The sequence below is a fragment of the Methylosinus sp. genome, from assembly GCF_036560965.1.
GTDB lineage: Bacteria > Pseudomonadota > Alphaproteobacteria > Rhizobiales > Beijerinckiaceae > Methylosinus.
In genome coordinates, this window is sequence record NZ_DATBQF010000021.1 from 1 (window position 1) to 17,156 (window position 17,156).

Annotated in this window: 20 protein-coding genes and 1 tRNA gene; 6 read left to right on the plus strand and 15 right to left on the minus strand. The window is 64.4% G+C overall.

Annotated features, from left to right (window positions below; genetic code table 11):
* The first annotated feature begins 106 nt into the window (after positions 1–106).
* The 6 genes from VIF40_RS07190 (at position 107) to VIF40_RS07215 (ending at position 3,649) form a co-directional block, all read left to right on the plus strand.
* Entirely contained in the window at positions 107–562 is a 456-nt protein-coding gene (locus tag VIF40_RS07190; protein ID WP_331936849.1) for a hypothetical protein, read from the plus strand.
* Positions 563–705: 143 nt separating this feature from the next.
* Positions 706–1,119, plus strand: coding sequence for a hypothetical protein (locus VIF40_RS07195; RefSeq protein ID WP_331936850.1), 414 nt, complete (start codon positions 706–708; stop codon positions 1,117–1,119).
* Positions 1,116–1,856 carry a lytic transglycosylase domain-containing protein gene (locus VIF40_RS07200; protein ID WP_331936851.1) on the plus strand — a complete coding sequence of 247 codons (741 nt, stop codon included), beginning with the start codon at positions 1,116–1,118 and terminating at the stop codon, positions 1,854–1,856. The genes VIF40_RS07195 and VIF40_RS07200 overlap by 4 nt, the downstream gene beginning before the upstream one ends.
* 56 nt (positions 1,857–1,912) lie before the next feature.
* A complete protein-coding gene (locus tag VIF40_RS07205; RefSeq protein WP_331936852.1) occupies positions 1,913–2,287 on the plus strand; it encodes a hypothetical protein in 375 nt (124 codons plus the stop codon).
* Positions 2,288–2,342: 55 nt separating this feature from the next.
* Positions 2,343–3,053 (plus strand): glycosyltransferase family A protein, encoded by a 711-nt coding sequence (locus VIF40_RS07210; protein WP_331936853.1) that lies wholly within the window; start codon positions 2,343–2,345, stop codon positions 3,051–3,053.
* A 2-nt stretch (positions 3,054–3,055) separates the two neighbouring features.
* Entirely contained in the window at positions 3,056–3,649 is a 594-nt protein-coding gene (locus VIF40_RS07215; protein ID WP_331936854.1) for a hypothetical protein, read from the plus strand.
* Positions 3,650–4,320: 671 nt separating this feature from the next.
* On the opposite strand, the gene VIF40_RS07220 is transcribed toward VIF40_RS07215, so the two are convergent.
* The 15 genes from VIF40_RS07220 to VIF40_RS07290 all read right to left on the minus strand — a co-directional run bounded on the left by VIF40_RS07220 (position 4,321) and on the right by VIF40_RS07290 (position 17,081).
* Positions 4,321–4,396 (minus strand) — tRNA-Phe (locus VIF40_RS07220).
* Between the two features lie 165 nt (positions 4,397–4,561).
* Positions 4,562–7,075, minus strand: coding sequence for a TonB-dependent receptor (locus tag VIF40_RS07225; protein ID WP_331936855.1), 2,514 nt, complete (start codon positions 7,073–7,075; stop codon positions 4,562–4,564).
* Positions 7,076–7,240: 165 nt separating this feature from the next.
* Positions 7,241–7,675 (minus strand): DUF1178 family protein, encoded by a 435-nt coding sequence (locus tag VIF40_RS07230; RefSeq protein ID WP_331936856.1) that lies wholly within the window; start codon positions 7,673–7,675, stop codon positions 7,241–7,243.
* The gene (gene grxC, locus VIF40_RS07235; RefSeq protein WP_331936857.1) at positions 7,672–7,944 is read right to left on the minus strand and encodes a glutaredoxin 3; all 273 of its coding nucleotides are present in this window, start codon (positions 7,942–7,944) and stop codon (positions 7,672–7,674) included. Before grxC ends, VIF40_RS07230 begins: the two co-directional genes overlap by 4 nt.
* A 68-nt stretch (positions 7,945–8,012) precedes the next feature.
* On the minus strand, positions 8,013–8,768 hold the full coding sequence (locus VIF40_RS07240) for a ComF family protein (protein ID WP_331936858.1): 756 nt from the start codon (positions 8,766–8,768) through the stop codon (positions 8,013–8,015).
* Between the two features lie 2 nt (positions 8,769–8,770).
* Complete coding sequence (locus tag VIF40_RS07245; RefSeq protein ID WP_331936859.1) at positions 8,771–10,636, minus strand: potassium transporter Kup; 1,866 nt, start codon at positions 10,634–10,636, stop codon at positions 8,771–8,773.
* A gap of 12 nt (positions 10,637–10,648) precedes the next feature.
* Positions 10,649–11,227 carry a pyridoxamine 5'-phosphate oxidase family protein gene (locus tag VIF40_RS07250; protein WP_331936860.1) on the minus strand — a complete coding sequence of 193 codons (579 nt, stop codon included), beginning with the start codon at positions 11,225–11,227 and terminating at the stop codon, positions 10,649–10,651.
* Positions 11,228–11,257: 30 nt separating this feature from the next.
* Entirely contained in the window at positions 11,258–12,445 is a 1,188-nt protein-coding gene (locus tag VIF40_RS07255) for a GTP-binding protein (RefSeq protein ID WP_331936861.1), read from the minus strand.
* A gap of 7 nt (positions 12,446–12,452) precedes the next feature.
* Complete coding sequence (locus tag VIF40_RS07260; RefSeq protein ID WP_331936862.1) at positions 12,453–14,030, minus strand: serine hydrolase; 1,578 nt, start codon at positions 14,028–14,030, stop codon at positions 12,453–12,455.
* A 334-nt stretch (positions 14,031–14,364) separates the two neighbouring features.
* Positions 14,365–14,766, minus strand: a complete 402-nt coding sequence (locus VIF40_RS07265) for a hypothetical protein (RefSeq protein ID WP_331936863.1) — start codon at positions 14,764–14,766, stop codon at positions 14,365–14,367.
* 48 nt (positions 14,767–14,814) lie between these two features.
* The gene (locus VIF40_RS07270; RefSeq protein ID WP_331936864.1) at positions 14,815–15,189 is read right to left on the minus strand and encodes a hypothetical protein; all 375 of its coding nucleotides are present in this window, start codon (positions 15,187–15,189) and stop codon (positions 14,815–14,817) included.
* A gap of 23 nt (positions 15,190–15,212) precedes the next feature.
* On the minus strand, positions 15,213–15,605 hold the full coding sequence (locus tag VIF40_RS07275) for a hypothetical protein (protein ID WP_331936865.1): 393 nt from the start codon (positions 15,603–15,605) through the stop codon (positions 15,213–15,215).
* A 173-nt stretch (positions 15,606–15,778) separates the two neighbouring features.
* Positions 15,779–16,021, minus strand: a complete 243-nt coding sequence (locus tag VIF40_RS07280) for a hypothetical protein (RefSeq protein WP_331936866.1) — start codon at positions 16,019–16,021, stop codon at positions 15,779–15,781.
* A gap of 146 nt (positions 16,022–16,167) precedes the next feature.
* Entirely contained in the window at positions 16,168–16,740 is a 573-nt protein-coding gene (locus tag VIF40_RS07285; RefSeq protein WP_331936867.1) for an RES family NAD+ phosphorylase, read from the minus strand.
* Positions 16,740–17,081 (minus strand): antitoxin Xre/MbcA/ParS toxin-binding domain-containing protein, encoded by a 342-nt coding sequence (locus VIF40_RS07290; RefSeq protein ID WP_331936868.1) that lies wholly within the window; start codon positions 17,079–17,081, stop codon positions 16,740–16,742. Before VIF40_RS07290 ends, VIF40_RS07285 begins: the two co-directional genes overlap by 1 nt.
* Positions 17,082–17,156: the final 75 nt, after the last annotated feature.

Here is a 17,156-nt window from a genome sequence, read left to right on the forward strand (position 1 = left end):
TCGAGGCGCTCTCCCTCCAGCCGCTCGACGGGGCGCGACGCGGCGGCTCGCAGCCGCTTTTGCGCGTCACCTTGAACCTTCGCGCCCACTGGCGCCGGACGGCGTCATGAGACGTTCGCCGCTCGTCGCGCTCGCCCTTCTCGCAGCCGCGCAGGTCCCCGCGCAGGAGACGCCGGCGCACGTCGACGGCAATCCTCTCGCCCGCCAGCCGATCGAGCGTTTCGCCGCGACGCGCGAGCGTCCCTTGTTCTCGCCGAGCCGACGGCCGCCGCCCCCGCCCGCGACAGCGCATAATGACGCCGAGCCGCCGCCGCCCGAGCCGCCCGCCGTCGTGCTGCTCGGCGTGCTGACCGACGCGGGAGGGACGCGCGCCTACATCCGGCCCAATCCGATGGACAAGGTTCGCGCCGCGCGCGTCGGCGACGACATAAGTAGTTGGCAAATAACGGGAATTGAGCCTACGCGGATCATTTTGGCGCAGTCTGAGCGAACCAAGACATTCGCCTTGTTCGAAACGAGGCGCGTTACGACGAGGACCGCGCGCAAGAATGCGCAGCGCTGATTTTTTTTAAAGTGACGCTTCGGGTTGGGCCGTCACGCATCGTCTCTTGAATAGATCCCGCGCCACCGCGGGCCCTATTCACGACACGGGTCTCAATGTCGCAGCAGAAACAATCGTCCCTCGTTCGATTGACGGAAGCTCTCGTGAAACGGCTCGGCCTCGCGATCGTGGCCGCGAGCGCCTCGCTGCAAGGGGCGGCGCCGACGCAGGCTGCCGTCTACCACACAGCAGACAGCGCGCCCGCCGTATGGCGGGATTACGCTGTGCTTGTCGGGCGCCGTGTTCAGGACTGGCTCGGACAGGACGGAGAGCAGACCCTGCGGCTGCGAATGTTCCAGGAAGCGCTCTCGCAGCAGAGCGTCGCGCCGTCGACCATCCTGGTGCGTCTCTGGATTCTGGCGAATGGGACGGTCGAGCGCGTCGAGCTGGAAGGATATGATCCTGCCGACGCAGAGGCGCTGCGCGCGCTTCTGGCGCGCCAGGAGGTCGGCGCGCCGCCGCCGGCCGATATGCCGCAGCCGCTGCATTTGAAGTTATCGCTACAGGCGAAGAATTGAGCGGCGGAACATACGATCGGGGCGCAGACGTAGGACGTGGAGCCGTCCTGCTCGTCTTTGCGACGCTCGGCGCGCTCGCGGTCGCCGCGCCCGTCGCGGCTGAAGAAGCGAGCGATCAGAGCGCGTCGAAGGCGCCGGAAGCGGCCGTGCCGCGGCCTGGCTCGCCCACCGTCTATCGCGCGCTGGCCGAGGCCGAAGCGCGCCGCGCCGGCATGCCGGGCGAGATCGCCGACGCGGTCATGGCCGTCGAGAGCGGCTATAATTCCGGCGCTATCGGCTCGGTCGGCGAGATCGGACTCATGCAGCTGCTGCCTTCGACGGCGCGCGCGCTGGGATTCGAGGGTCGGATGGAGGGGCTCGCCGTTCCCGAAACCAATATTCGCTACGGCGTGAAATATCTCGCGGGGGCGTGGCGGCTCGCCGGCGGAGATCTCTGCACGGCGGTCATGAAATATCGCGCCGGACATGGCGAGACGCGGTTTTCGCATCGCTCGGTCGATTATTGCCTCGCCGTGCGCGCCAAGCTGACGGCGCGCGGCTATCGAGTCGTCGGAGCCGTGCCGATCGCGACGTTCGGCGACGCGTCGCCATCTCGCCTCGGCTCGGCGCTGGTCGTCGGATGTCGCCGAAACTGTCTCGCGGCGTCCGCCCGCGCCACGTTCGATTTCGGCATGATCAACACGCGTCTCGATCACATCGTCGCACAGGCGAGCGCCAGCGCCGTGCGGCTGCGATGAGGCGTCTTCGTGGATCTGGAACGGATTTGAGATCGCTCATTCGTAAGGTGCGGAACATGAGATGTCTCGCTATCGCTATCGTCACGATTTTTCTTGCCGCACCATGCTATGCGAACGACGCCGCGCCACCGAATGACGAAATCATCATCGGCGGCGGAGCGCCGCGGACTGCCGCCGCTCGCAGCTGCATCGACGTCCAGATCGGGAGCGATCTGGCGTTCGGCTGCCTCAATCGGGAGCTCAGGCAAGAGGTCGAGCGCGTCCGCCCGATCATCGAGGCGCCGCCCTTGGACGCGCGGTCGTCCGATCTGAAGACCGGCGTCGTCAACATGCCGGCGATACGCCAGCAGTATGGGCGGAATTTCGGAATTTCAGCTGTCCCCTACCGTGAGCCGACGGTCGGCTTCGGATCGTCGATCTTGCGACGCTGACGCCACCCTCATCCGGGAATGCGAGGCGCACGGGTAAATCTGAAAAGAGTTGGTCATGTTGGAAAACTTCTCACAATTTCAGAAGATAGAAAATAGCGATCATAAATTACGCCCTCGTGCCGAACCGCGCGCGTCTGGCCGCGAGCTCGCAGATTTCCTGCCGTTGGTAAGCGTAATTATCACCAATTATAATTATGGTCGCTTCTTGCTCGAAGCGGTCGATTCCGTCTTCTCCCAGACCTATCCGCATATCGAATGCATCATCGTCGATGACGCCTCGACCGACGATAGCGAAGCCGTGCTCGAAAGCATTCGTCGTAACAAGCCGAATGTAGACATAATATTGCACGAAGAGAATTTTGGGCAGACGACCGCGTTCAGAACGGGCCTCACGGCGAGCTCCGGAGAATATGTCGTCTTTCTCGACGCCGACGATCTTCTTCTTCCCACGTTCGTCGAGACGCATCTTTTCGTGCATCTCTCGCTACGGATCGCAGTCGGCTTCACCTCGTCGGATATGTTCCAGTCACGAATGGCCGCATCGTCAGATCGTCGTGGACCACCCTCAGCGAATATGTCGTGTCAGGGCGCGGACTGCGCAAGAAGCACCTGCGTCGCGTCGACGTTTCCGCATGTGATCTTTGGCCGTTCGAACATGCGCCGCTCGACGATATCGAATCCCGCGTGCACTTCGTGGACCCGCTCAGCTCGGACGACTGGGTCTATGCGCCGACCTCGGGCAATTGTCTCAGACGCGACGCTCTGACATTGCTTCTCGGCGAAGGTCCTCTCATGGATCTTCGCTTCCACGGGGATACTTATCTGAACAAAGGCGTGCGACTTTTGAACAGCGCTGCGCTCATCGACGCGCCTCTCGCCATTTATCGCATTCACGGCGGAAACGGATTTTCGAGCCATGCGGAACTCTGTGGCGTCCATAGCGCTGCGCCGATCAAGGCTTTCAGAGCCGAATATTTCGCTTGGCGTGCGGTTGTGGATCGTCTGATCGACCACGTCGAAGAGCTCGTGGAGCGCATCGGCGTGGACCGTTATGTCAGCGCGCTCGTTTGCCTGCAAAAGTCCTATGCGGACCATCCGGATTTTCAGCAGTTCGAAAGTCTCGCGCGCTATATCGAAACGAGCCTGGAGACCCGGGCGGATTCCGTTCGCGCCTGCCTCGGCCCGGAAGCGCTCGAAAGCTTATCGACGAGCGTGAGACGCAGTCGCAGGCGGCGAGTCCCGGTGAAAAGGCGCGCGCCGCGACACTGGATCAGACCTTTGGCCGAACTTTGCCTGACGGTTGGCCGCTCGACGAGCTTCACGTCGCTGACGAAAATTGGCGATCAACTCTGGCAGTTTTGATCGGCTAGCCCGCCGCGTTTCTGCGTGCGTGAAATTCCGCCCCGCGTCCCGCAGTCGACGGATCATGCCCGGCTCAGCTATCGGCAGAAGCGCACGCTGGTTGCGGGGGGGAAGCCGCGCCAGCTTCTGCCCGCGAAATGCGACAATCCGACAGTGAGCCGCCAGTTTTCGCCCTTCATGTCGTGGACGATGGCTGAGCCCGAAGGCGGCGCGCCCACACCCGAAGCCGGCGCCGCCGGCAGCGGATCGCGCGCCGCTATGCGGCGTCGCAGAGTCGGCCTTCAGAATTTGGGCTATCAAGCTCTTCGGCTACGGCGCCCGCGTCGAGCGGACCCGGCACGGCATGATGCGGAAACCATTCTCCTCCCGGCTTTCGTCCACGGTGAAAGACCGGAGACAGTGCGAATGATAGGTCGAGCGCTACCATTTCCATCGATGAGAGGGAGCAGCGCCGCGACATAGGCGATGGTCTCGGGCGGCAACGCCCTGCGCCCGTCGAGATGAACTTCGTAGCGGCGCTGCCGACAGCCCTTTCTAGCAAGGGGACAGCAAGTGAGGAGGAGGCAAGTCGCAGCGTATCCGGGCGTAGAGACTGCGAAAGCAGATCCGCCGGAGCGGGTCGCTAGCTCGTTGATTTATCGCAGTCTAGCGTGGATTTTCGTAGGCGGGAGTGGTGCCCAGGGGCGGAATCGAACCACCGACACTGCGATTTTCAGTCGCATGCTCTACCAACTGAGCTACCTGGGCCTGGGCGCCGAACGACGCCGAGAGCGGGCTTATAGAAACTGCTGCAGGCCTTGTCCAGACCCTCGCGGCGCTTTTCTCGAACGGAACCGTTTCCATTCGACGCGCGATGGCCGAGGCGCGGCAGGAAGGATGGCGAGGCGCGCCCCGCCATCCCTCGTCGCCGACTCAGAAGTCGACCTTGAGGCCGCCATAGATGATGCGGCCGGCTTGGAACGAGTAGGTCAGCGTCGTATTGGCGATCGACGTGAGACCGTCCGGCTTGCCGCCTATGTCGGTGACGCCGTGATTGTCGAAGAGATTGGTGATCCCGAATTTAATCTCGACCTTGTTGCCGAATCCCAGCGGCCGGAAATAGTCGCCGCGCGCGCCGACGACGAGATCGGTCGTGTGATAGGCCGGAATGTAGTTGAGATAGGGGTTGGTGACGCCCGTGTAGATCGACGTCGCCGACCTCTGGCCCTGAGCGCCCCACTGGTCGCCCGTGACCTTGTGGAGCAGGGAGCCGAAGAAGGTTCCGTCGTCGTAGATGAAGCCGCCGGCGACGGTATAGCGTGGGGCGTTGCCCACATAGAGGCCCGAAAACTGGCCTTCCAGATATCGTGCGTCGGAAACAGCGCCGCTGGCGTAGGCGGCGAGGCCTTGGATGATCTTGTAGGTCGCCTGCGCCTCGACGCCGCGATAGCGCGCCGTTCCGCCGTTCTGATAGGTCGTCAGTCCGGTGGTCGTCGTGTTGGTGACCGGAAAGTTGTTGGCGGTGATCTGATAGACGTCGATGTCGGCAGTGAGGGCTTCGCTCTTATAGACGGCGCCGAGCTGGAAATTGGTCGTGGTTTGGGGCTGAATATTATTCTGCGTCGGGTCGAGGACGTAATAGGCCGAGACGGTCGGCGCGAGGAAGCCGCGCGACGCTTGGCCATAGACCGTGACCTCCGGCGTCACCTTGTAGCGGACCGCGAAGAAGGGCAGACTCGCCGTGTAGGTCTTCTCGAAATATTGCGGCGAGATCGTCGTCTGATTGATGCGCGCAGTCTGATTGCGTGTGAAGGATTCGAATTTGAAGCCGGGGGTGATCGACAATCCGTCGATCGGCCGCCATTCATATTCGACGAAGGGCTGCACGTTCTGAATATGCGAGCCGAGGTCGAGCTTATAGGCGCCCTGATAGGCGCCCTGGGCGGTCTTCGCCAAATATGGGTAGAGCGTGCCGGTCGTGTAATCGATGTATTCCTGGTAGCGCCAATTGTCGACGCGCTCCCACCATACGCCGGTGTGCAGCGTTCCGCTGGCGAGGCCCGCCTCGAAGTCGCGCGAGACATCGAAGATGTTGCCCCAGGCGCGGTAGTTATTGTATTTTACATAGCCCGTGACGTCGCCATTCGGAACATTGAACCCGAGGGACGTCTTTCCGCCGCTGGCCGTCGGGACCGAGACGTTCTGAATCGTGCCCTTGTTGGCGACGGAGGCCAGGCCCTCGATCGTCTGGTCGGCGCCGTTGTTCTGCAGGGACGGATACCAGTAGGAATAAGTGTAGACCTTGTCCTCGAAATGGAATCCGAAGGCGTCGCCCTTCAGCTTGACGTATTCCAGATCGGTCTGCTTTTCGGAATTGTTATAGCCGACATATTGCTGGGTGAGCGGATTGCCGCTGACGCCGCCATAACGATAGCCGCCCGCATAGAGCTGCGGATAGGTGACGCTGATGACATTGTCGTAATGCTCGCGGCCATAGGTCCCGAACAAGGTCGCCGTCACGCCCTCGAACTGGCGCTCGACCTTGCCGAGGAACTGATTGGTTTCGACATTGCCATATTGCTGCGCGCCGGCCGTCTGCGCGTGTGAATATTCGAACAGCGCCCGCGTGCCGGTCTCTTTGATGTAGCCGGATTGAACCTGCGTGCTGGTGACGAATGTGCTGAAATTGCCGTAGGACGATTGGACGTTGCCGCCGAACTCGTCCTTGAGCTCATGCGAGAACATGCCGAGCGTGCCGCCGAAGGTCGCATAGCCGACCTGCGAGGCCGCGCCGGGACCACGGTCGAGGACGACCTTGCCGAGGAAGGAGCTCGGGAAATACGCCGCCGAATGATGTGACGGATCATTGGCGTCGCCGAAGGGGATGCCATCGAAGGTGATGTTGTACTGGCCATCCTTGAAGCCGCGCCAGCCGCCCTTGGAGTCGCCGAGCGAGCCGTTCGAGTTGCTGTTGTAGAACCCGGGCGTGAATTTGACGACGTCGTTGAAATCGGAGCCGGGCGCGATGACGTCCTGGATGATCTTGTCGCTGACGACGGAGCCGGGCTCGAACGAATCGAGCGGCGCCTGCGAGGGGGAGAGCGCCGGAGCGCTGCCCGGAGGCGCCTTGGAGCCGATCGCGGCGTCGGAGGCGATCGGGATTTGCGAGGCCGGGGCGGAGGAGCCTGTCGGCGCGACGCCGGAGGCGACGCGAGCCGGCGCATGCGAACCGCCGGCGCCCCGCGACGAAAGCGCGACCCGCTGAGCGCCGCGATGCGCCGTCGAGGGCGCTTTCTTGGTCTTTTTGGGCTTGGCGTGGCGGGCGACGACAGTCACTGCGCCAATGTCGGCCTGAGCCAAGGCTTCGCTTGACGGCGCAACGGCGCCAACAAAGGCCGCGGCCGACGCCAGAAGCGACAGCCGCAGTGCGAATAGATTGGAATTCATTCTCAGTTTCCCCGCGTAAGACCTTGATTTATCAGCTCTCGCTGCTAGGTCGTGGCTGTAGGCGCGGGAATTGACAGTTCAGTGACGCTTCGATGTCGCCGCTCGATGATTGTCCGACTGGGACATTTTTGACACAGTTCGGGAGATCTTCCCGCACCGGAGCCTTCAGTGGCTCTCGTCGGGCGGGCCGGGGATCGGCAGGATCTCTATGCCCTCCTCGAGCAGGGCCTTCGCTTCCTCGAAGCTCGCGCGTCCGCGGATGGGGCGGGTCTCGGCCTCGCCGTCCTGCATGCGCCGCGCCTCGTCGGGGAAGTGGTCGCCGACATCTTCCGTCGAGGCGGCGATCTTTTGACGCAGCTCCTGGATCATCGTCCGCAGCGCCGCATGGCGCTCGTCGAGCAGCGCGGGGACGCCATTGTCCTCCGCGCGGGAGGAGCGGCGCGCCACATGCGGCGCCATGATCGCCTTGGACACCTCGGTCGAATGGCAGAAGGGGCAGCTCACATCGCCTTGCGCGGCCTGTCGATCATAGGCTTCGCTGTCACGGAACCAGCTTTCGAATTCATGGCCCTGCGAGCAGATCAGACGGTAGAGGATCACGGCGTTCGCTCGCCGGCGGCGAGCAGCGGATCGAGATCGCCCGCGCCGTCCAGAGCGTAGAGATCGTCGCAGCCGCCGATCGGCTGGCCGTCGATGAATATCTGCGGCACAGAGGTGCGTCCCTCGGCGAGCCGGCTCATCTCGGCGCGCTTGGCCGAGTCGCCATCGACGGAAATTTCCTCATAGGCTGCGCCCTTCATGTCGAGCAGCTGCTTGGCGGCGCGGCAATAGGGGCAGGTTCGCGTGGTGTAGATGACGATCTGCGGCATGATGGTTTCGTGACCTCTCGCGTTCTTATAGGCGCTTCCGGCGCATTGTTTCAACGGAGGCCTTCGCTTCAGCTCTGGCCGACGACGCGGGCGTAGACGAGCACGTCGACGCGCGACGCCCGCGCCCGCAGCAAGACGCGGGCCGCCGCGTTCACGGTCGCTCCCGAGGTCAGCACATCGTCGACGAGCACGATGTTGCGACCCTCGATCTCTTGCTTTTTCTCGTCGCGCAGCCGGAAGGCGCCCTGCATGTTGGCCGCCCGCTGACCGCGGGTCAGGCCGACCTGCGGCGGCGTCGGCTTCACCCGCTCCAGCGCCTGCGCGTCGACCGGCACGGCGCTCTCCCGCGCAATCACATGGGCGAGCGCGGCGGACTGGTTGAAGCGCCGCGACAGCAGCCGCATTCGGTGGAGGGGGATGGGGACCAGCAGATCGGCGTCGGACAGAAGCTCGGCCCCGGCGCGCGCCATCCAGCGGCCGAGCGGCTCGGCGAGCTCCAGGCGGTCGTAATATTTCAGCCTATGTGCGAGGCTGCGGGCGCGGTCGCTGTCATAGCGGACGACCGCGCGCGCGCGTGTGAAGGCGGGCGGATCGGCGGCGGCCTCGAGCGAGATCATGCCCGGGCCGAAATCGCGGTCGAAGGGCGTGCCCAGCCGCTCGCAATAGGGTTGCTCGATGAAGCCCATCTCGCCCCAGCAGCGCGGACAGAGCGCGCCATGGCTGGCCACCGCTCTGCGGCAGACGAGGCAGACCGGCGGATAGACGATGTCGAGGAGACGCGCGCCGATGCTCCCGAGCAGGCCGGCGGCGCGTGCGAGCGGCATGGTCAGACCTCGACCTGACCGCCGAGCTCGACGACGCGGCCCGGCGGGATTTGGAAGAATTCGGTCGCCGGCAGCGCGTTGCGATGCATGAATTGGAAAATGTGAATCTTCAGCCGTCGCCAGCGCGAGCGGCCGAGCGGCGTCACAGTGAGGCGGCCGACGAAGAAGGACGTGTTCATCATATTGAAGGTCAGTGGGCTCGACACGGATTCGAGCAACAGGGCGCAGGGGATGTTCGGCTGCTCCATGAAGCCGTAGTTCAACGTCATCGCGTAGAATCCATCTTCGAGCGTCGTCGTGTCGACGCGCCGCGCGGGTTCGACGCGCGGCGTGTTCGCCGTCGCCACATGCAGCAGAACGATATTCTGATGCAGGACCTTATTGTGCTTGAGATTGTGCAGCAGCGCGACCGGCACGACGTCGGTGCGGCTGGTCAGATAGACGGCGACGCCGTCGATGCGCGGCTTGCCGTGGAATTTGGCGATGAAGTCGGCGAGCGGGAAAGTGTCGCGCTCGAGCGCTTTGCGCATGGCTTCGAAGCCGTCGCTCCAGCAGCTCATCAGGAAGAAGAGGAGCGATGCGACCACCAGCGGAATCCAGCCGCCTTCGAAGAATTTGATGAGATTGGCGGCGACGAACGAGACGTCGACGACGAGAAACACGCCGCCGACCAGGAGGGCGAGCGGCAGGCTCCAGCGCCAGATGGAGCGCATGGCGATGAACATCAGCGCCGTCGTCAGCAGCATGGTCAGCGAGACCGCGATGCCGAAGGCGGCGGCGAGGTTTTCCGAAGAGCGAAACGTGATGGTGAGAACCAGCGTCAGCGCCATCAACGTCCAATTGACGAAGCCGACATAGATCTGGCCATAGCTGTGCGCCGACGTTTGCGTGATCGAGAGGCGCGGCGACAGGCCGAGCTGGATCGCCTGCCGCGCCATGGAGAAAGCGCCGGTGACGATCGCCTGACTCGCTATGACGGTGGCGAGCGTCGCCAGCGCGACCAGCGGCAATTGCAGCGGGGCGGGGCAGAGGTCGAAGAAAGGATTCTCCGTCACGGAGCCCTCGACGAGCAGCGCCGTCTGGCCGGCGTAGACGAGGACGAGCGACGGCAGCACGAGGCCGTACCAGGCGAGGCGAATCGGGCGCCGCCCGAAATGGCCCATATCCGCATAGAGCGCTTCGGCGCCGGTGGCGCAGAGAAACACGGCGCCGAGCAGCAGAAAGCCCTCGAACCCATGGGTGAAGAGATAATGCAGCCCGACGCGCGGATCGACGGCGGCAAGAACGCTCGGATGCGCGGCTACGCCGCGTGCGCCGAGGATCGCTATCGAGACGAACCACAGCGCCATCACCGGGCCGAAGAGGCGCGAGATGCGCTCCGTGCCCTGCGGCTGCAAGGCGAACAGGCCGATGAGCACGACGATGGAGAGCGGGACCACATAGGGCGCGAGCGCGGGCAGGGGCGCCTTCAGCCCTTCGAGCGCGCTCAGCACCGAGATCGCCGGCGTGATCGCGCCATCGCCGAACAGCAGCGCTGCGCCGAGCATGCCGATCGCGATGATCGCCGGATGGCGCCCATGCTTCATGCCGAGCAGCGACATCAGCGCGAGAATGCCGCCTTCGCCGTCATTGTCGGCGCGCATGATGACGGCGACATATTTGATCGAGGTGACGATGATCAAGGTCCAGACGATCAGCGACAACATGCCGAGCGCCGTTTCGGCGCTCACATGCCCGCCGGACCAGTCCATCGCCGTCTTGATCGTGTAGAGAGGGCTGGTGCCGATATCGCCGAAGACGACGCCGAGAGCGCCGAGCGTCAGGGCTTTCACGCCGGTCTCGCCGGCATGCATGGTCGAATTCGTCATGAAAGCTTCGCCTCACGCCTTTTCGGCGGCCCGATCTTCGTTCTCGAACAGGCCGGTCGGCAGTCCGTCGATGCTCTGCCGGTTCTTCTCGCGGCGATAGGCGTCGAGCGCTTCCTCGCCCTTGGCGGCGGCCCAGCGGTCGAGCCCGTCGCGCTCGCCCGCGTAATCGTAGAGCGGCACGGCGAAGCCGCAGGAGGTCTGCACCGATTCGACGTCGAGCAGGATCATCTGCCGCGCGCCCGGCGGCTCGACGCCGTCGAACGCCGAGCGCAGCAGGCGCGCATAGGCGGCGTCGCCGCGCGCCAGCGTCCGGCCGCGGCCATAGAGGCGCAGGATCAGCGGCGCGCCGTCGAGCGCGCAGAACATGAAAGTGAGGCGGCCATCGGCGCGCATATGCGCGGCGGTTTCATTGCCGCTGCCGGTGCGGTCGATATAGACGGCCGCGCGCTCGTCGAGGAGGCGCAGCGTATCGGCGCTTTTGGGCGAGACGTTCACGCGCGCGCCGGCTGCGGCGGAGGCGACGAAGAAGAGCCTCTGCTGCTCGATGAAGTCGCGATGCTGCGGCTCGATCGAAGCGAAGAATTTGCTCATGACGCGTGTGATTCCGGTCCTGGCCCCGCGTCAGCCTAGCAGGCCGACGTTTTTGGGGGCAAGCGGATTATCGGCGAGCGCGGCGGCGTCGGGCGTGTCCGGCGCCGGTATGCCCGCGACGGCGGCATAGAGCTTCTCGACGAAGGTCGGATCGAGATCCTTGACGATGAAGACGAGGCGCGTGCGGCGATCGGCGTCCGGCCAGGCGGCGAGGCGGTGCGGCGGATGGAAGACATGCTGCACGCCATGCACGGCCACGGGCCGCTCTGGATCGTCGGTGAGGCCGACGATTCCCTTCACGCGCAAGAGATGGGGGCCATGCGCCTGACGCAGGATCTCGACGAACATGTCGAAGGCCTGCGCGGTGAGCGGCGCGTCGCTGGTGACGCAGAAGGCGCGGATATGGGCGTCGTGCCGGTTCACGTCCTGATGCGCAGGGTCGTGGTCGTGACTATGGCCGTGATCGTGACCATGGTGGTCGTGATCGTGACGATGCGCCTCATGGGCCGCGGCGACCGCCTCGTCATTGAGCCATTTGGCGACCTGCGGAATCTTGCCGGAGGCGTCATAGAGCCCGCAGTCGAGCAGGGCGGCGGCGCTCGCCTCTCCGGACGCGGCGACGAGCCGGCGCGCCGCCGGATTGAGCGTCGCGAGGCGGCGGTCGAGCGCCTCGAAGCGCGCGGCGCCCTCGGGAAGGTCGGACTTGGTGATGATCAGCCGATCGGCGACGGCGGCCTGCTTGACCGCCTCCTCATGCGCGTCGAGCGTCGCCGCGCCATTGACCGCGTCGACGAGCGTGACCACGCCGTCCAGCCGATAGCGCAGCGCCAGATAGGGATGCGACATGATGGTGTGGAGAATCGGCGCCGGATCGGCGAGCCCCGTGGTCTCCAGCACGACTCGGCGGAAGGGGCGGATGCGGCCATTGTCCAACCGGCGCAGCGCATCCTCGAGCGCGGCGACGAGATCGCCGCGAATCGAGCAGCAGATGCAGCCGGAGCTCATGACGATCATGTCGCCGTCGACATTCTCGACGAGCAGATGATCGATGCCGACCTCGCCGAATTCATTGATCAGCACGAGCGTGTCGGCCAGCTCGGGCGAGGCGAGCAGGCGGTTGAGCAACGTCGTCTTGCCGGCGCCGAGGAAGCCGGTGAGGATCGTCAGAGGGATGGGCGGCGGCGGACGACGGGGCTCGGAACGCTCTATCACTGTCATAGCCAGTCTATTGCTCATTGTCTTGGCGCTGCGGCGCATGGTCGCCGATCGCGTGCTTGTCATTCTTTGCGGAGACGTTTTTGGCGGCGGGCGCTTTGGTCGCCGACGCTTTGGCCGCGTGGGCCTTGCCGGCGGCCGTCTTGCTCGCGGGCGTCTTGTCAGTGGGCGTCTTGTCAGCGAGCGCCTTGTCGGCGTGCGCCTTGTCGGCGAGCGCCTTGTCGGCGTGCGTCTTGCTCGCCGCCGCCTTGGCGGCGACATGCTTGCCCTGCGAGGGCTTGGCGGGCTTTTCGGCCGTGACGTCCTGCTCCGGCGTGTTCTCCGTGCTCGGCTTGCTCGCCGTGGAACGCTTGTTTTTGGCGGGCTTCTCCTTGGCCGGCGCATTGGCGGCCTTGGCCGAATGCTTGTGGCCATGGCGCATCGACAGAGCGTCCGGCGCCGGGCGGCTGATGGGCGAGGCGGCGGCGGCCGGCGGCTCATGGGCGTAGGCGGTGACGGTGGAGGGCGAGCCGACCGGCGATCCCGGGTCGCGCACGCCGGCGACGGGGCCCTCATAGCCGGGAGCGCGGCCGAGGAAGATGGGGACCGGCTCGAAGCGCGCGCGAGGAAGCGCCGCGATCGTCTTCACATTGACCTGATCGGTCGAGCCGTTCTCGCGCGGTATGGCGACGGTCATATCCTCGACCTCGGCCATATATTCCGCATTGGCCTTGCCTCGATGGCGGCAGACGCTGTCGCGCATGTCCGGCGCCTGGGCGACGCCGAAGGTCGGCAGCGAGGCGATCGAGCCCGATGGCGAGCCGGTCATGAAGGCGCGATCGAGCAGCGACGCCGCCTTGGCCGTGCGCGCCGCCGCCGTGGGCGCGCCCAGCACGACGGTGATGAGCTTCTGGCCGCCATGGGTGGCGCTGGCCACGAGATTATAGCCGGCGGGGCAGGTGAAGCCGGTCTTCATCCCGTCCGCGCCCGGATAGCGGCCGAGCAGGCCATTGTGCGTGGGGTGGATCTGCCGGCCGAGCTGCATCGCGCCGATGTTGAAGAAGCCGGCGGACTCGGGAAATTCCGTCAGCAGCGCGCGGCCCAGAATGGCGAGATCGCGCGCCGAGGTCACTTGCCGGTCGTCCGGCAGGCCGTTGGGGTTCGCCCAATAGGATTCGCGCATGCCGAGCTTGGCCGAGGCGCGGTTCATCTCATCGGCGAAGGCCTCGACCGAGCCCGCGACGCCCTCGGCGATGGTGACCGCTATGTCATTGGCGGATTTGACCATCAGCATGACCAGCGCATTGCGCAGCGTCACCTCCGAGCCGACCGGAAAGCCCATTTTCGACGGCGCCATGGAGAGCGCGCGGGGCGAGACCAGCATCGGCGTGTCATATTGGATGCGGCCCGAGCGCACCGCGTCCAGCGCCACATAGACGGTCATCAGCTTGGTCAGCGAGGCGGGATACCAGGACTGTGTGGCCTGCTCCTGCTCCAGCACCTGCCCGCTGGCGACATCGATGACGACAGAGGGCGCCGACGACGCGGACGACGCCGCGAGGGCGGCGGCGGCGACGAACAGGCTCCGTAGGGTCGGTTTCGCGCTCATTTTCATCCGATCGGCCTCGGGCTGGGCCATTTTGTGGCCGAGCGTTCGATTCGAGACATTGTCTCGCTCCAAGGACGGCCCGAATATGGGCCGAATGTGGCGTAAACGCGCTCTGCGCCGTTTCGAGACGCCGAAAAGCGCCGTTATGGACAACGGTTATTACGCCTGGACGATCAAAATTCATTCCAATTGCCGGCGGAGGCGCGGCGCATGCTCGCGGCCGCAGCTGGGCGCGAATCCTCTCATGCTTCACGGAACCATGAAAAAAGACTCTAAGCTTTTGTTTTGGCCTGCTTCCAACGCCGAGCGGGAGCTCACTACGGCTGGAAGCGCTCTAGCTGGGCCGCCAATTCTGATTGGGCAGAATGAAGAGCTCATATCGGTCGTAATAATTCAATCCGGATGCGACCGAAAGGCGCGCCAGGGCGATCGAGATCGAGTCGGCGGGATTGTGGCCGGGCATCGATATTCGATCATTCACGACGAAGAGCCCGAGATCGCCGGCCCCGAGCCATTTTCCGTCGACGACCCGTTCGACGCCATATCGCGCATAGGCCGCCTTCAGATCGATGAAATAGCTGCCGACGACGCTGAGCTCCGCTGTCGCGCCGGGGCCGATCTGCTTGGGCGGCGGCGACTGCCAGCGACCCCGCTTCAGCTGGGTCGCCAAAAGCGATAGCCGCACCTCGGCTGTGCTGTTGACCAGGGTGAGAGCCGTCGTCGTTTCGTCAGGCATGGAGCCCCCGTGTCGTCGCCTGGCGGCGTGCGAGACGCGCCGAAGCGGTCAATGGAAATGGAAAGTCTGCTCGAAGTCGCGGCAGTCGGCGTCCATGTCGAAGGGCGGCGGCGGCAGCTTCAGCGAGGTGATCATGCCCGCGGCGACCAGCGCTCGGGCGTTATTGTCGTAGTTCGCGAGAGAGGCTCTGGTGACATGGCCTCTGAAATCGACATGGAATTTGATGGTCACTGTCCCGCTTCCGAGATTCAGCTTCGGCGCGCGCTCGCGGAGCTGGTGGGTGACGCTCTGTATCCAAGCCTTGTTTTCCGGTGTCGCCATGCAGGCGGCCAGAGTGGGCCGCTCCGAGGGACCGAAGAGGAACTGCGCGAACGCCGCCGGCGACACGCCGATCAGACAAAATACGATCACTGCTCGAAACATGATGCAACTCCCCGCCGCCGGGCTCATGGATAGTAGAAGCTCTGCGAGAATAAGTGGCACTTGCCGCCGGCCGCCTTGCGCGCCGAGGCCGGCGGCGGCGGCAATTTGAGCGAGGAAATCGTGCTCAAGGCGAGGAGCGCCTGCTCGTTATTGCTGGCTTTCACGACATTCGCATCGGCCACTCGGCCGGCGGAGTCGACGCAGAATTGCACGGTCACAGACCCATGTCCGAGCCAGAGGCGCGAGGTGTGCTCTTTGGCCTGACGGGCGATCGTCCTCTTCCATTGCTCGTATTCCGCCCTGGCGGCCTCCTGCGCGGGGTCTCCCGTTCCGCCGAAGCCGTCGAAGAGCGATTGGGCCGAAGCCGGCCCGGCAAGAACGAGCAGAAAGGCCACAAAAAACGCCGCCGCTTTCATAGTATCGATCCTCGAACGAAAGTCGGCGCTGGAAATTCGCCGCCGGCGCCTCGCTGTCTAGTGAATATCGGAACGCTTAGCGCGGTCAATATCATGTGCGGATGCGTCGAGCGCGAAGAGCGTGCAACGGATGAGATTCGCGGCCGTCGCGGCTCGCTTTCCCGTCGATCGCTTCATTCTTTCCGTTCGGAGCGGAGAGCGCCCTTCAGCGGCGAGATGCGATTGAGCGCGGTGATCGACAGAAAGCCGCCGATCCAGGCCCCGAGCGCGGCGAACAAGACATAGGTCCAGTTCGACGTGTAGCTGATGACCGCGAAAGCGGAGAGCAGATACCAGACGCTGCTCCAGCTCGCCGCCGCCACGCGACGTCGCGCCGAAACCGCGGCGTTGAAGAACACATAGACGGCGTCGGTCACAGCGGTCGAAAGAGCGACGCCGGCGGCGATGGCGGGATCGAAAGGGGGGGATGTCCATAGAGTGGCCTCTGGTCGGTCTCGTGTCCAATCGGCTCTAGATGGCGCGCTGCGACGGGCAGGGCATGTCGCTCCGATGCTTGCTCCTGTCAGGCGTCGGAGGGCGGCTTAAAGCGATTGGCGCGACGCCATTCCGCCCAATCGATCGGAACTCCCACGTCGGCGGCCAGCTCGATGTCGCCCGGCTGCAATCGCGACGTGAAGAGCATCAGATTGCTGCAAGTCCATCGCGCGCTCGGGGCGATCAGCCCGTCGAAGCCGAGGAAAAATGCGGCGTCGGCGATGGCTTGCGTCTGGTCGTATCGACGTTCCTGATAGGTCGCGACGTCGACGCCGAGCGTCTTCAGCTTCAGCATGTCGGCGATACGCAGCGTCTTGGTCGCCCGCACCGTCAGCTCGTGGCAGTCCCATCGCGTCTTCGAAGGAAACACGGGCTGCGCGGACAGCAGCGCGCCGATTTCGGCGATGGCTCCGTCTCGCGCGAGCGATGTGTAGAGAATGTCGAACGCGCCATTGCACCATCGGCTTTGCGAGGGAAAGCCGAGAGTCGGATCGCGGCCGTCCCTCACGGCGCGCCAGACTTGGCCTTCGAACGGCTCGCGGTCCATCGCGTCGATCGCATCGAGAAGCGCGAGATCGCGCGCCTTTCGCAGCTCGGCCATCAGGTGTAGGCGCCCGAGTCGAGAGCGTCGATGACGGCGAGCACGGCTTGCGTCCGCCCCTCATTGATGAGGTCGATCGCACGCTCGCCGTTCAGCAAGGGATGCTTGGCGTGCAGCCACAGACGCGTTTCGTCTGCGGTGTAGAAGTCCGACAAGCGATCGACAACATATCTCAGCTCGGCGATGACGGTTTGTGTCCGAAGATCCGGGGTCGCCTTGCCGCTCGACCATCGCGACACAGTGGCGGGCGACACGGCGACGATATTGGCGATATCCTTGCCCTGGAGACCGCCGTCGGTCTTGAGGTGATCGAGGATGCGGCTGACTGCGGTGGCGGCCATGTCGGGTTCTCCCAGATCAAAGATTTGCGTATCGATTTCATAAAGTCAATACCTGAAATCAATGCGCAATTGCCT